Genomic DNA, 13,969 nt, shown 5'->3' with positions numbered 1-13,969 from the left:
TCATTAGTGGCAAAGGTCGGCACTTGGAGGACTCGAGGTGGGCGCCAGTCGGTGAGGCCGAAGCCGTCGGGTATCGGCCCTGCGAACGCTGCGGAACGCAGGCGTAGAGGGTCACCGTCCGGGGACAACGCCAAGATGGTCACCGCGACGTGTAGGTCCCGGACCGAGTCGGCGGCGTCCTGGTCTTCGCCTCGGGCACTGACAGCGGACCTATCAGCGATCGTCCATTGAGCGATGAGTGTCTAACTGCGTGACAACGCTGACGCACAGCGGCGGACGAGCGCGGACGTCTACGGACCATCAGGGCAGGTGAGGGTCACATCAACCTGAGGCCGCGCTCCCATCCAAGTTGCTTCGGGACGAAGAGGTCGTGGGTTCAAATCCCGCCACCCCGACGTTGGTCAGAGACCCATTCACGTGAGCGTGGGGCCTCTGTCGTGCTCGGGGGCCAAACAGGGGGGCAAACGAGATTGATCAGGCCACCGCGTCCCCTTCTTCCTCTTCTACCGCGCCCTCCGCTTTCTGATCTTTGCGGGCACGGGTTTAGGGGCTTTCGAGGACCCCGTGGTGGAGGTACCAGGCGCTGTCGGCCAATCCATAGCGCAGGGCTGTGTCCCAAGCATTGAGGCCGTGAGTAATGGCGTGCTGCTCGGCATCCTCTTGCAAGTGCGCGGTCAAGGCCGGCATACCGCTCTCGCGGCGTATCTTCTGGTGCAGCCACTGGTTGGCGGTCACCTCGGATATGCAGAACTCGGCATAGCGCTGTGCCAGCTTGAAGGTGTGAAAGTGATATTCGACGCGGGCACGCAATTCAGCGTCCCATTCAGGCAGGGCGTGGATGCGGAACTGCACGGGCCAGCTCGTGATGTCCGCGAAAAGATAGCGTCCGGTCTGGCCGGGGCGGTCGTAGTAGGGATGGAGGGTGCGCTGGCTGGCGGTGGCACCAATCCGGTCGCCTTTCATCTGGTTGCACTTGCCGCATGCCGGCAGGAGGTTGACCGGACAAATCGTGTAGAGCGGGAGCATGTCCTTGGGCAGATGATGGTCGAGCGTGCCGATCTCACCGTTGCCGCACAGGAGACAGCGCCCGTACGGTGCGCGGGCCTTTAGCTCGTCATACTTTATCCTCCCGTCCTTACGCCCGACCAACCCCGCATTGTAGAGAGTTATCAGGTGCGCCCCGTCGCGGTCGGGCAGTAGCTCCTCGGCTTCCCGGGCAGTGATGGCGAGCCTGTAAAGGTTGTTGTGCTCGGCGGCGTCGATGTAGGTCTTTTCTGCTGCGGACAAGTCCTGCTCACGGGCCAGAAGTCGTATTCTCAGGACGGAGTTCCGCAGTCTCTTGCAGGCAGCGGTCAGGGTGTCTTGGACCGTCATGACGGGAGGATCGACCGGAATCATGAGGTTCTCCGGTGATGACGGGAGGTGAGAACACGCAGCAGGCCACGGGCTTCGCTGCCCAGCGATTCGAAGTCTGCCAGGATCTCTTGATAGCTGCGTCCCTCGTCGACCTCCTTGGCCAGGGCCGCATAGAAACCGGTGGCGGTGGATTCCAGGCCGAAGGCTTCGTGAGTGAGAGTGCTGACGTTCTCCCCGTAGGTTTCCATCAGCGGCCGCTCGGCTATCAAAACATTGCCATAGCGGCGCAGCTTGTAAACGCACGACTTCGGCACCTCCTGCAGGACGACCGGTGAGTGCGTGGCCACGACCGCCATACCGTTCACGTCTGACAGGAAGTCGGACAGTGCACGGATGAACGCCGACAATAGCGGTGGTTGAAGGTGTGCTTCGGGTTCGTCCATGAAGACGACCGTGCGCTCGGTCACCTCCTGGACCAGCCGCGTCAAGGTCAGCAAAGCGATCTTGTGGCCAGAGCTCAGCGGCGCAAAGAGCCGTACCGCAGCGGCCCTGAACCGGCGGTCAGATCCCTCAGACAACAAATCTTCAAGATCGCCTGCGTAGTCATCCAAGAAACCAGACTCCGGATAACTGAGCGTGGCCAGAACCTGTTCCCATCGGCGACGGCGGGCACCGATTCGGGCCGTCGCGAGACTCTCGGCGAATTCCGCGGACAGGTCTTCGGTCGTCTTCAAACGCTGCGGCTCCTCACCATCCCGCAGCCCGATGTAAGCGAACCCCGGAGGAGCGTCCGGGTGATAAAGCAACTCATCGAAGGCGCTGAAGGAGACCATCACCACGTTCGGTGTGACCTGGGCTGCGCGGGCAGCCAGCTGGGTGACCTCAATGCTTCCGGACGCCACCCCATCAGCCATCGCACGCATCATGCTGGTCTTTCCCACTCCATTGCGGCCGATTAGAGCATGCACGTTGCTTGGCGGCAGCGAGGCGGGACTGGCGCGGAAGCTTAGTGTAGGTGGTTCGTACCCTGAACCGTCACGCAAGGGAGGCACGTATTCCCACTGGAAGTCGACGACCCGATCGCGGCCGCGGGCAATGAGGTGGAGGCGCTCCAACTCCGCGCGCGGATGACGGACATCGCGCATCAGAGAGTCTGTGAAGACCCTCAGATTCCATACGCGTTCCACGAAGTCCACGCTGTAGTCGTAAGCTACATCCCGCAACGCGGTTAGAATGCTGGTTCTGTCGTGAGTACCCAGCTTTCTCAGCGACTCGTAATAGGTGTCGTCGAGGCCCAGGCTGAAGTAATCTTCACCGAGCGACTCGAATTCGCGCGGCAGGCGGTCCTCAGTCCGACGGAAATCGTCATAGCGGCCTGAGCCCATCTCGAGATGGCCGATTCGGACACCACCGATGGACTTCGCAGTTTTCCCGCGACGCTTGATGCCCAGCTTGTACAGCGTCACGAAGCCGTAGTCATTCCAGCTGTCCGGTACTAGGTAGGCTCCGCTGTAGTCCGTAGGCAGATCCCCTAGCCGCTCCACCACGACGAACTGCATGATGCCCTCCCCGACCCCATGACCACCCCACGACTCCATGAGCTGGAGTCTTCTCCGGCCACAGTAGTAGTCGCCCCACGCTCGTCTCACGGATACCCGTACATGAAGTCCGGGCGGCTTGTCGATGGAGCCCGATCGCAGCCGGCGGTCAGAGTCAGAGCTCATCTCACGACTGGACCTGCTGCTGAACCTGGACCAGAACGGCTCCCCTTCCACGCTCAGCTCAAGGAGAGCCGAGCGAGAGCACGGCAGCGGGCCAGGAAGCTTCCCATCAGCGCATAGAGGCCCGCAGTCTGACATCACCGGTTGACATCAATGAATCCGGATCGGAGCGCGCAGGGGCGGTCACGACTTGGAAGCTAATGAATTCCCACAGGTGCGTTGCCCGAAGTGGGTTGGGTCGACGATCGAACTCCTAAAGCGGGTGTCGCAGGTTCGAATCCTGTCGGGGCATCAGACCACGCGAGCCCTCTTGCGTGCCGAGCCCTGCACGGTGACCATCAGCCAGGCCTGCTGCCCGGCATCTCGACCATCCGACCAGTGCTCTTTCTGCCACTCGCACACCGCCAAGGCGCGATTTTCCAGCCGCACACCGGCGCCCTGAGAGCCCTGGTGCGGCAAAGCTGCCGACCGAGGAGGGACCCATCCCGCTCCGGCCGGCAAGTCGGTCCCGAGGGTGGTGGTTGCGGCGTTTGTCCGTGCCGGACGTGTCGCATCCTTATTCTTTGGTGTAGTTGACAAAGGGTGACGGCGAGTCAGGGGGCTTAAGGTGGGTGCGGAGATTGTTGAGCTGGTGGAGCAGGCCGGCCCGTACTTGACGACGGCGCTGGGCGCCTACGGCGTGGGAGTACTGGGCCGAGCCGAGAGCGCCGCGGTTGATGCGACCGCGAACGTGGGCTGCCGCATCCTGCACGCGGTGTGGCGCCGCGGGAACGCGCAGGGCCAGGCTGAGCTGGAGTCTGCGGTGCGGGACGCCGTAGAAGATCCGAACGACGCGGATGCTGCAGCTGCGTTGCGCCAGCAGATCAAGCGGGCGCTGCGGGACGATCAGGAACTGCTGCAGGAGCTAGCTGGCTTGCTGCCCGATCCTCGCGGGGCATCGGTGACGGTCACGGCATCGGGTGAACGGACGATTGCCGCGCAGAGAATCGGCACCGCAATCACGGGCGACAACGCCACCGTCCGGCCATGACCCCAGCCGACCAGGCCCCGCTCGGGCAGCCCCAGGTGTCGGGAGATCGGTCGATCGCAGCGGGAAGTATCGGGGTGGCGATCACTGGGGACAACGCCAGAATCGTGATGCTGCCTCCGGAGGCTGTGCGCTGGGCCCGGGAGACGACCGTACCGCCGGGGGCGGGCTATCTGCCCAACTCGGCATCCGGGGCATTCGTGGGTCGGGATCAGGAACTGCTGCGGCTGAGGGAGAAGCTGACGAACAGTGGCCATACCGCGGTGACCCATGCGTGGGCGATCCACGGGTTGGGCGGGGTAGGCAAGAGCACCTTGGCCTTGCACTATGCCCATCGCTACCGGGATGAATACACGCTGGTGTGGTGGATCACCGCCGAATCCCCTGAGCAGATCGACGCCGGCCTCAGTTCCCTGACAAGGCAGCTATGTCCACAGTGGGCCGCCACAGCCGACCCAGAGGAACACACCGCGTGGGCAATGACCTGGTTGCAGTGGCACCCGGGCTGGCTACTGGTTTTCGACAACGTCGAAAACCCCGAAGACTTGCGGCCCTATCTGGGAACGCTGCCTACCGGTCACCATCTGGCTACCAGTCGCAAGGCCACCGGCTGGCATGCCATCGCGCCTACCATGCCCCTGGGCCTGCTCGATCCGGCCGCCTCCGCCGACCTGCTCTGCGGTCTTGCCCTGGACGGCCAGCCCCCCACCCCCGAGCAATGGCGCCACGGCGAGGCGTTGGCTAAGGATCTGGGGTATCTGCCACTGGCACTGGAACAGGCCGGCGCCTACCTGCACCAGACCGCCACCGGCATGGACGTCTACCGGCAGGCGCTGGGGTTGATGCTGGCCAAGGCCGCCGACGGCATCAACCCCGAGCGCACCATCGCTCGCGTGTGGGACCAGACACTGAAGGCGATCACTGCTCGTAATCCACTGGCCGTCGCCCTGCTTCATACCCTGGCCTGGCTGGCACCCGACAACATCCCCCGCATCCTGCTCACCTCCCTGGCTTCCGATCCCTACACGCTGGACGAAGCTCTGGGCGCCTTGCGTGCCTACAACATGATCACTCTGGCTGGCCCTGACATCACCGTCCACCGTCTGGTACAGGCTGTGCTGCGCACTGGCTCCCAGATAGACGCCGATACCCCGCCGCCCGGCAGGCGCGAAGCCGAACGCACGCTCCTGCAGGCACTGCGCCCAGATGGGAATGGACAGCCCGCTCCGCCGGAACGTTGGCAGTACCTGATCCCACACGTGATCGCCCTGGCAGCCAGCGCTCCGGCCGGCTACTACACCGACGATGCCCTCAGCCTCTACGACGCCGCAACTGCCCACTTGAGAGGGCAAGGACAGCGAGCACGCGCAATTCCATTGCTCGGGGCCATGCTGGCCTGGTGCGAGGGGGTGCTGGGCGACACCCACCCGAACACTCTGAACAGCCGTAACAACCTAGCCCTGGCCTACGAGGAGGGGGGAGACTTGAGCCGGGCCATACCGCTACATGAGGCGACCCTCGCCCAGTACGAGCGGGTGCTGGGAGATACCCACCCCGACACCCTGCAAAGCCGCAACAACCTCGCTGGCGCCTATAAAATGGCGGGGGATCTGGCGCGGGCCATCTCGCTACATGAGGCGGCCTTGGCCCAGCGTAAGCGGGTGCTGGGCGACACCCACCCCGACACCCTGCAAAGCCGCAACAACCTCGCCGTGGCCTACGAAACTGCGGGAGACCTGAGCCGAGCCATCCCGCTATATGAAGCAACCTTGGCCCAGCACCAGCAGGCGCTGGGCGACGACCACCCTGGCACCCTGCGAATCCGTATTAACCTTGCTGGCGTATACCGGGCCGCGGGTAATCTGGGTCAGGCCATCCCGCTGTTGGAAACGACCCTCGCCCAGTACGAGCGAGTGCTGGGAGATACCCACCCCGACACCCTGCAAAGCCGCAACAACCTCGCCCTGGCCTACGAAACTGCGGGAGACCTGAGCCGAGCCATCCCGCTGTATGAGGCGACCCTGGCCCAGCGTGAACGGGTCCTGGGCGACACCCACCCCGACACCCTGCAAAGCCGCAACAACCTCGCCGTGGCCTACCAGGTGGTGGGAGATCTGGGTCGGGCCCTCCCTCTACATGCGGCGACTTTGGCCCAGCGTGAACGGGTGCTGGGCGACACCCACCCCGACACCCTGCAAAGCCGCAACGATCTCGCCGTGGCCTACGGGGCGGTGGGGGATCTGGGTCGGGCCCTCCCTTTGTTGGAGGCGACCTTGGCTCAGCGTGAACGAGTGCTGGGCGACACCCACCCCCACACCCTGCAAAGCCGCAACAGCCTCAGCGGCGCCTACTATGCGGTAGGTGATCTCGGTCGAGCCATCCCGTTGTTGGAGGCGACCTTGGCTCAGCGTGAACGAGTGCTGGGCGACACCCACCCCCACACCCTGAACAGCCGTAACAACCTCGCCGTGGCCTACGAGGCCGCGGGCGATCTGAGCCGGGCCATCCCGCTGTATGAGGCGACCTTGGCTGAGCGTGAACGAGTGCTGGGCGACACCCACCCCCACACCCTGCAAAGCCGCAACAGCCTCAGCGGCGCCTATGAGGTCGCGCAAATCCAAGCTGTACAGCAGCGGAGTACAGCAACCACCACGACCGTCCCCCACTCTCACCAGTCCCGAGCGACCGACTGACCGGCACCGGCAGACCTCAGCGACCGTCCCGCGCGTAGTTCGGGACGAGGATGTCGTGCCAGCCGCGTGCCAGAACCTGCGGGGAACCACGGGGAACACCGGTAAATCAAGGGCCCGCCACCAGGCGTCGAAGCCCTTCCACCACAGGCCAGCCCTGCGGCGAGTCCCAGATCACCTCAGCTTCCCAAGCTGATGTCACCGCAGCCACGCAGGCCAGGGGCGCTCTGTCAGCGTCGGCCAGTAGCCTGTGACGATCACCTGCGGCACGCCTGGAGGGTTCGTGGAAGCTACCGCTCTCGTCACTCCCGACCGGCTGTGGTCGGCGCACGAAGTCTTGGTACGCCCGAGCCCTATCCCGGCTACGGCAGGGGTCTATGGGTGGCACTTCAAGCAGTCGCCCCACCCGGACCTAGACGCCGGGCACCTCCTCTATGTCGGGATAGCCCCGCGGTACATGGCAAACCGGACCAGCACCCAAAACCTGCGGAAGCGGGTGCGGAACCACTACCGGGGCAACGCGGCCAGTTCGACGCTACGGCTCACCCTCGGTTGCCTGCTCGGACTCGAGCTGCGCCGCGTGGGCAACGGCCAGAAGATGACCTTCGGCAAAGCTGGCGAATCCACGCTGAGTCAGTGGATGGCGGACAACGCGCGAGTGTGCTGGATCGAGCAGAACGAACCGTGGACCTTCGAGTCCCAGTTCATCTCCCGACTCGACCTCCCCCTGAACCTCGCCCAAAACGGCCATAACGCGTTCCACAGTCGACTGGAGGAGCTAAGGGCCCAAGCACGACAGCGCGCGAGAGAGCTGCCGATCAGCTCTTAAATCCGCCGACGGGTCGTTGTCTGGGCCGTCTCTGGGCCGTCCGAGGCTGCCCGACGCCGACCAACAACGACAGAAGCCCACGGCATCTGAGCAGCTCAGAGCCGTGGGCTTCGTCAGTCCCGCCGGTCAGCGGGACCCGTGATCAGTAGACCGGCTACTGATCGTCCGCTGCGGGGGCACTTGACTCGCCATTAAGACTCCACCGACCTCCCTGTTGACCTCACGACCTGCAGCAACGGCAGGTATGTTGCCAAGCGGAGGTAACCGCCGACGCCGATGCGGTGCTTCCGCTAGGAGGAGGAGCATTATGTCGACGGACAAGGTGGAGCCCGGCGAAGGCGCCGAGCAGCTTGAGCTGACGAGCGAGGAGGTAGAAGAGGAAGAGGAGCGAGATGCCGCAATCTCAAATCTCGAGCCGCTTTCGTACTTCGGCACGGACTTCGACGTGCACGGCCTAGTTCGCCGACTGAATACCAAGGACATCGTCGTACCCAGTTTCGACCCGATGGCCGACTCGGGATCCGAACTGTCTGGCTTCCAGCGAAAATTTGTATGGAAGAAGACTCAAATGGACCGATTCATCGAGTCGCTACTCCTCGGATTCCCAATTCCTGGAATTTTCCTCGTCCAGCAGCCCAATAAGCAGTTGCTCGTTCTAGACGGGCAGCAGCGCCTCAGAACGCTTCAAAAGTTTTACAGCGGAAAGCACGCGCCAGACGAAGAGTTCCGACTTGATAACGTTGGCAAGGAGTTCAAGGGCCTGTCTTATGGCTCCCTAGACGACGAGCAGCGGAGACTCCTGGACAACACCTTTATTCACGCTACTGTCGTAAAATATAACCGGACACTCGGAGGTGACGAGAGCGTCTATTCACTGTTCGAGAGGCTGAACACGGGAGGAACAAATCTCTACCCGCAAGAGATCCGAGTTGCACTTTTCCACGGCGGATTGGTCGAACTACTGAGAGAGCTTAACGGATACGGAAATTGGCGCGCAATCTACGGCCCCCCTTCTGAAAGGCTTAAAGACCAGGAGCTAATCCTTCGCTTCCTCGCCTTCTTCGAGGATGAGGAGAAATATAAGCGCCCACTTAAAGTGTTCCTGAATGAATTCCTTTCCGCCCATCGAGACTTGGAGGGGCTGGCAAAGGAGGACCTTCGAAAGGTCTTCCACGCAACCTGCGATGCCGCAAGTATCGCCTTGGGGCGAAAAGCCCTGAGGGTAGAAGCTCAGGTGAACGCCGCCTTCGCCGACGCCATGCTCGTAGGTATCGCCCACCGCCTGAAGCGGGGACCCATCGAAAATCCGGAATCTCTAATTGAGGCCCGTGCTGGGCTTATCGCAAATCCCGATTTTATGAGCGCTGTCGCTCGAGCGACAGCCGATGAGGACCGGGTAACCCGCCGCCTCTCCCTGGCCAAAGAGGCTTTCAGGGAAATCCGGTGACCCGGAAGAGGGCTTCCCACTCTCTTGCCGCCCGAGTGCAAGTGGAGAGGCTAAAGAAATCAGTCGAGGATCTATACATTCGAGCCGATCCTAGAAATATCGACGATCCAGAGATCGCCAGCGACCTCGGCAGATACTTGTGCGTGAGAGTTTCTGGATTTCTAGAGCAGGCCACGCAGGTAATCTTGCGAGATTACTGCTCGCGAAACTCTTGGGGTGAAATTCAAACTTTTGCCCATTCATGGCTAGACCGTATGCCGAATCTGAGTTCTGACGCACTCGTGAAGCTGATAAAGAGATTCAATGAATCATGGGCAACCGAACTCGAAGAAATGCTTTCCGCGGAAGAGAGAAGGGCTAGCCTTAATGCGCTTATCGGGATTCGTAATGATGTAGCTCACGGCAAGCAGCAGGGCATGTCTCGACAACAGGCTTGGGAATACTTCGAGTTGGCCGAGACGCTTGTCGACTGGCTCTTGGAGCGCTTCGGCGACGTAAGTGCTAATGGCTCGCGTCAATAGCTCAAGAGCAGGAAGCCTATGGGGTACCGGCTGCCTTGGGCTGCTCTGGTCGACACAATTGGCAGCGTGGCTGAGGCCTGTGGGGGTGGAGCGAGGCATACGCGCGCGTGGTCGATCGGCAATCCCTGCCGTGGTGGCTGACTGTCGTCGGCTGAGGCTCAGCCGCTCCGGGGCCCCGTCCGGCCAAAAGATCCTCGAGGCGAAGAAACCGTGCCATTCACGTGCCAGATCCTGCGGGGAATCACGGGGAACAATGGGAACTTGCCCAGAGGGCGACCAGAATTTCAACGCCACTCCGCCGCAGGCCAGCACAGCAACCGCCGCTGAGAAACCCGAGCTTCCCAAGCTGATGTCGGTTGCCCTGCCGTTCGTCCGGGCTGCGGCGCTGGGGCGCCGGTCCCGGCCGAGCGGCAGGGCAAACAACTGCCGAGGAGCGGTTCAAGCGGCAGGCGCTTCCCGAGGAGGGAGCAGCGGCATGCCTGCCGTCGCCTCTCCTGACTCCGCGTTCAGACCAGCCGCAATCAGACTCGCCACCAGCTCAGCTGCCTCAGGACGAACGGCCCCGAGCTGCACCAGCCCGTCACCGAAAACGTTGACGTCGGCAACCAGGCCGGGAAAGTCGGAGTCCAGCCCGAGCAGCACGAGCTGATCAGCCAATGCGCCGGCGCTTTGCCGTGCCCAGTTCCAGCCGCGTACGTAGGGCACGCCCGGCGACAGGTTCTCCGCTCGTTTGGCTACTACTCCGCGCCGGTCGGTCATGATGTCAGGCCCTTCCCTGGTGTTCTTCGGCGACGGTCGGTTCGTCACCGTTGTCGTTGCGGTCTCGGCCGAAGCCGCTCGCGAGTGCCAGGCGCAGGAGTTCTGCGACGCGCTCGGCCGTGGCGGGGGACACTCGGCCCAGCTCGACGAGGCCGTGTCCGAACGCGTTCAAGTCCGCGCGCAGGTAGGGGAAGTCCTTCTCCAGGCCGGCGCGAACGAGGACGTCTCGCAGTGCGGTGGTGGCGTTTCGGGCCGCGTACCACCCGTCGCTGTCGAGCGGCGACCACGTGGCAGCGTCGCGCCCGTCGGTCGACTCATTCGGCATCCGTGCTCGACTCCTCGGGGAGCGCGGCGACCGCCGCGTACGGCGTCCGGTACTGCTCGTCGAAGCGGTCGATCCTTGCCAGGAGTTCCGCTGAAGCGACCAGCGCAGTGGCCAGGGCGACAGGGCGCAGCGGATTGGCTTCAGGTCGACGCGTAGGCGCGCGAAGCCACTGATAGCGGTCGTCGGCCAGCGGGATGGGGCCCGGCACGACGACGGCACAGTCCTTGCTCAGGTACCGGTATGGCGGCGGCGAGGACGTTTCGCGTTCGAGGTAATGCGTGAAGGTCTCGCAGCTCTTCGAGGAGAGGAAGAATCCGACTCGCTGTGCCTTGCGGTCGATAACCGTTGGTCCGAACGGCATCGCACTCCGCAAGAGGCGATCGAACATCTCCATCCCGAGGCGCTGTTCCACGCTCACCACGTCGAAGTAGCGGCCGGTCGGCAGCAGGCACGGCATGCGGGGATCGTCAGCCCACACCTGCCGGCACTCAACGGGGTTGTCCGCTGCCGCGGACAGCCATTCCATGCCGCTTCTGGTCATCCTCTGCATGCCATCTCACCTCGATCGAGACTGGGTTGCGGCCGCAACGCCGCCCTGTGTCCAGGCTCGGGGTCACCACCCTGGCCAGGGCAGATGACGAGAGGTGACGGGGGATGACGGGTCATGCGCGGACGCGTCATCCCCCGGCACCGATCAACAACCCTCGACCTAGGGTTACTTGCAGTGCGCGGTAAAGAACTGCGCGTACATTCGGTCGTGTATCCAAAGTGTCGTGCGCCCCAGAAGTCGCACCGGTGCTCACGTTGGGAGGGAACGGTCACGTCTTCGCTGGAGCCCATCAGCGTTCGCTTACGGCAAGCTCGTACGAGCCGAGGCTGGAGTCAGCCGAGGTTGGTACGCGAGTTGCGTCAGGTTGCGCTCCGCCGCGGCCACCAACTTCCGGCGGCCGCCAGCGTGAAGCGTCGTATCGCCAGTTGGGAGAACGGCCACAGCGCGCCGGACGACTTTTACGGTCCGTTGCTGTGCGAGGCGTACGACCTCAGCGCCGCCGAGCTGGGGCTGAACCACGAGGGCGAGCGGGACACCGGGCTCTTGGATGCCAGCTATCCGGCGAGTCCCGAAGGCGCGATCGATATGGTCGGTCAGCTGTGGCGCGCTGATCTCAACCGGTACGAGCCCCTGCTACAGGCCGAGCCGTCCGAGCCCGCGTGGAACGAAGCCTCGCTCCGCTGGTTGGTTGCACCCGAGCCGGCCGTTCCTCGGCAGCGTCGAGACGGAATGCGCGTCGGTTTCGGAGATGTCGCCGCCGTCAAGACCACGGCGGACATGTTCGCCGAGTTAGACGACCGGTTCGGAGGCGACCACGCTCGGCACGCAGCCGTGCAGTACCTCAGCACGGAAGTAGCGCCGCTCCTACGTGGGCAGTACACCGAGCAGGTGGGGCGAGCCCTGTTTTCCACCGTGGCAGAGGCAACCCTCCTGGCCGGTTGGATGTCGTACGACGCCTGCCGCCACGGCCTGGCACAGCGATACTTCCTGCAAGCCCTCCGGCTGGCCCAGGACGCCAACGACCGTCGGCTCGCCGGAAGCATCCTGTCCGCCATGAGCCATCAGGCGACGTTCCTCGGTCGCTACACGCAGGCCGCGACGCTCGCACGCGCGGCACTCATGGGCATCTCCCCCGTGGCCACGCCGACACTGCGTGCCCAGTTCCACGCCATGGAGGCTCGCGCACTTGCCCGCACCGGCGACGTACGGGCCTGCGAAGACGCCCTGACCGCAGCCACGAAGGCGCTGGAGAGCCGGAACAGTGACGACGAGCCCGAATGGATCAGCTACTTCGACGAGGCTGAACTTGCTGCCGAGGCCGCCCACTGCTTCCGAGACGTCAACAGCGCCCGAAAGGCCGTCGCCCACGCCGAGAACGCCATGAGTGGCAGCCACGTACGGAGTGACTTCTTCGCGACCATGGTGCTGGCGGACGCCCACCTACGCGTCGGCGACGTTGAGGAAGCCTGCCGTGTCGCCCTCGATGCTCTCGACCTGGGCGAGCAGCTCAAGTCGGCTCGCTGCATCAGCTACCTTGCCGAGTTCCGGCAAAACCTTGCAGGTGCCGGTAGCAGCAGGGACGTACAGAGCTTCACCGATCAGGTCAGAGACCACCGATTGTGGCTCGCCGCTGGCGGTCAGGTCGATTCCTGGACGCCACTGTCTAGGTTAGAACGGGCCCCATTCGTCTCGGCCCTCACCAGTACGAAGTGACCCCACACGCCGAGCGAACTCGGCGGCAGCAGGGTCGCTGCTCGTGACCTGGTGCCCGAGCCAGGCCACCATCATCAGTTCACGCAGGTCTGCGAGAGTCTCGTACCCGGGCCAGTTCATCAGGTCGAAGCCGTACCGGTGTACGAACTCTGCGTACTCCGCCTTGCTGTGCCACGCATACCGCTCATAGAACATCGCTGTCTGGACTAGGTCCCACTCGCGTGGTGCCAGCGCGAAGCCGTCCAGGTCGATGAGCACCGCGTGCCCGTCCCGGTGACGGAGGATGTTCCCGATGCTTGCATCGCCATGGATCATGCCGAAGGGAAGGACGAAGTCCAGCCGGTCGTAGTCCTTACCTAGGCTCGATGCTCGCTCCTCGAGGAACGTTCGGTCCTCCACCGAGATGCCGTCCAACCCTTCGAGCGACGCCGCTACCTTGGCCAGCGGGTCGTAGTACGGCAGGCGGAGAGACTCGGGTTCTTCAAGCCAGTGCAAGCGACGGAGGAGATCCGCGAGCTCTCCGACGGTCCCGTATTCCTCGTTCTCCTGGACGCTCTCCCAGAACGTCACCACCAGGCCGCCGACGACGAGTGGTTGGGTGACCGACGTCGGCACTCGCATGGCCGGGAAGTCCTGCGTCTCTAGCCACCGGGCCATGCTCACGGCCCGTTCCATCTCAGCAAGCACCGCCCGATCACGCGCGATTCGGACGATGACCGGTAAGGACGCCAGGCGGTAGACCGCGTTCGAACCCAGCCGCAGCAACTCGGCGCTACGGGAGTCGAGTCCGACCGTCGCGCATGCTTCCCGGAGAACAGGCTCCAGGCTCTCCGCCGTGAACTCCACGCCGCCGTCCGGTCCCTCGCTGCTGCCCGAGATCATGCTTCGACCATACGGGCCACACCGACCGCCCGACAGGCCGCCCACGTAATAGGGGCGTAATGGTCTTCGTCAGCAGCGACCATGACCAGCCCTCCCCTGCAGGTCAGCGCTCCAAGAGGCCAACGGTCTCCCCTGGCCTCCGGAGCCGT

At 63.7% G+C, this 13,969-nt stretch carries 12 protein-coding genes; 6 read left to right on the top strand and 6 right to left on the bottom strand.

Annotation, left to right across the window (positions count from 1 at the left end):
• Positions 1-543 precede the first annotated feature (543 nt).
• Both ABZ876_RS21825 and ABZ876_RS21820 read right to left on the bottom strand, forming a co-directional pair.
• Positions 544-1,398 carry a hypothetical protein gene (locus ABZ876_RS21825; RefSeq protein WP_361783534.1) on the bottom strand — a complete coding sequence of 285 codons (855 nt, stop codon included), beginning with the start codon at positions 1,396-1,398 and terminating at the stop codon, positions 544-546.
• The gene (locus tag ABZ876_RS21820) at positions 1,395-2,915 is read right to left on the bottom strand and encodes an AAA family ATPase (protein WP_361783531.1); all 1,521 of its coding nucleotides are present in this window, start codon (positions 2,913-2,915) and stop codon (positions 1,395-1,397) included. Before ABZ876_RS21820 ends, ABZ876_RS21825 begins: the two co-directional genes overlap by 4 nt.
• A 769-nt stretch (positions 2,916-3,684) precedes the next feature.
• Here ABZ876_RS21820 and ABZ876_RS21815 point away from each other — a divergent pair.
• The 5 genes from ABZ876_RS21815 (at position 3,685) to ABZ876_RS21795 (ending at position 9,591) form a co-directional block, all read left to right on the top strand.
• The gene (locus tag ABZ876_RS21815) at positions 3,685-4,107 is read left to right on the top strand and encodes a hypothetical protein (RefSeq protein WP_361783528.1); all 423 of its coding nucleotides are present in this window, start codon (positions 3,685-3,687) and stop codon (positions 4,105-4,107) included.
• Positions 4,104-6,797 carry a tetratricopeptide repeat protein gene (locus ABZ876_RS21810; RefSeq protein ID WP_361783525.1) on the top strand — a complete coding sequence of 898 codons (2,694 nt, stop codon included), beginning with the start codon at positions 4,104-4,106 and terminating at the stop codon, positions 6,795-6,797. Before ABZ876_RS21815 ends, ABZ876_RS21810 begins: the two co-directional genes overlap by 4 nt.
• Positions 6,798-7,251: 454 nt before the next feature.
• Positions 7,252-7,623: a GIY-YIG nuclease family protein gene (locus ABZ876_RS21805; protein WP_361783522.1), complete on the top strand. Its 372-nt coding sequence runs from the start codon at positions 7,252-7,254 to the stop codon at positions 7,621-7,623.
• 307 nt (positions 7,624-7,930) lie between these two features.
• The gene (locus ABZ876_RS21800; RefSeq protein ID WP_361783519.1) at positions 7,931-9,070 is read left to right on the top strand and encodes a DUF262 domain-containing protein; all 1,140 of its coding nucleotides are present in this window, start codon (positions 7,931-7,933) and stop codon (positions 9,068-9,070) included.
• The gene (locus ABZ876_RS21795; RefSeq protein WP_361783516.1) at positions 9,067-9,591 is read left to right on the top strand and encodes a HEPN domain-containing protein; all 525 of its coding nucleotides are present in this window, start codon (positions 9,067-9,069) and stop codon (positions 9,589-9,591) included. Before ABZ876_RS21800 ends, ABZ876_RS21795 begins: the two co-directional genes overlap by 4 nt.
• A gap of 438 nt (positions 9,592-10,029) precedes the next feature.
• Here ABZ876_RS21795 and ABZ876_RS21790 read toward each other — a convergent pair whose 3' ends face one another.
• The 3 genes from ABZ876_RS21790 to ABZ876_RS21780 are packed head-to-tail and all read right to left on the bottom strand — an operon-like array spanning position 10,030 to position 11,225.
• Positions 10,030-10,350: a hypothetical protein gene (locus ABZ876_RS21790; protein WP_361783513.1), complete on the bottom strand. Its 321-nt coding sequence runs from the start codon at positions 10,348-10,350 to the stop codon at positions 10,030-10,032.
• A gap of 4 nt (positions 10,351-10,354) precedes the next feature.
• Positions 10,355-10,675: a hypothetical protein gene (locus ABZ876_RS21785; RefSeq protein ID WP_361783510.1), complete on the bottom strand. Its 321-nt coding sequence runs from the start codon at positions 10,673-10,675 to the stop codon at positions 10,355-10,357.
• A complete protein-coding gene (locus ABZ876_RS21780) occupies positions 10,665-11,225 on the bottom strand; it encodes a bifunctional DNA primase/polymerase (RefSeq protein WP_361783507.1) in 561 nt (186 codons plus the stop codon). The genes ABZ876_RS21785 and ABZ876_RS21780 overlap by 11 nt, the downstream gene beginning before the upstream one ends.
• Before the next feature lie 405 nt (positions 11,226-11,630).
• Between ABZ876_RS21780 and ABZ876_RS21775 the strand changes: the two genes are divergently transcribed.
• Positions 11,631-12,938 (top strand): hypothetical protein, encoded by a 1,308-nt coding sequence (locus ABZ876_RS21775; protein ID WP_361783504.1) that lies wholly within the window; start codon positions 11,631-11,633, stop codon positions 12,936-12,938.
• On the opposite strand, the gene ABZ876_RS21770 is transcribed toward ABZ876_RS21775, so the two are convergent.
• Positions 12,894-13,820 carry an aminoglycoside phosphotransferase family protein gene (locus ABZ876_RS21770; protein WP_361783501.1) on the bottom strand — a complete coding sequence of 309 codons (927 nt, stop codon included), beginning with the start codon at positions 13,818-13,820 and terminating at the stop codon, positions 12,894-12,896. The two genes, ABZ876_RS21775 and ABZ876_RS21770, sit on opposite strands and share 45 nt — an antisense overlap.
• Positions 13,821-13,969 lie beyond the last annotated feature (149 nt).

The organism is Streptomyces sp. NPDC046931 (assembly GCF_040644655.1).
In the GTDB taxonomy this organism is placed as follows: Bacteria; Actinomycetota; Actinomycetes; order Streptomycetales; family Streptomycetaceae; genus Streptomyces.
Note: the sequence above shows the minus strand (reverse complement) of the source record. Positions and strands in the feature narration are given on the sequence as shown.

Coding starts and splice junctions, on each gene's coding strand:
- ABZ876_RS21810 (WP_361783525.1), top strand. CDS start 4,104: ATGACCCCAGCCGACCAGGCCCCGCTCGGGCAGCCCCAGGTGTCGGGA.
- ABZ876_RS21820 (WP_361783531.1), bottom strand. CDS start 2,915: ATGCAGTTCGTCGTGGTGGAGCGGCTAGGGGATCTGCCTACGGACTAC.
- ABZ876_RS21825 (WP_361783534.1), bottom strand. CDS start 1,398: ATGATTCCGGTCGATCCTCCCGTCATGACGGTCCAAGACACCCTGACC.
- ABZ876_RS21780 (WP_361783507.1), bottom strand. CDS start 11,225: ATGCAGAGGATGACCAGAAGCGGCATGGAATGGCTGTCCGCGGCAGCG.
- ABZ876_RS21770 (WP_361783501.1), bottom strand. CDS start 13,820: ATGATCTCGGGCAGCAGCGAGGGACCGGACGGCGGCGTGGAGTTCACG.
- ABZ876_RS21800 (WP_361783519.1), top strand. CDS start 7,931: ATGTCGACGGACAAGGTGGAGCCCGGCGAAGGCGCCGAGCAGCTTGAG.
- ABZ876_RS21790 (WP_361783513.1), bottom strand. CDS start 10,350: ATGACCGACCGGCGCGGAGTAGTAGCCAAACGAGCGGAGAACCTGTCG.
- ABZ876_RS21805 (WP_361783522.1), top strand. CDS start 7,252: ATGGCAAACCGGACCAGCACCCAAAACCTGCGGAAGCGGGTGCGGAAC.
- ABZ876_RS21785 (WP_361783510.1), bottom strand. CDS start 10,675: ATGCCGAATGAGTCGACCGACGGGCGCGACGCTGCCACGTGGTCGCCG.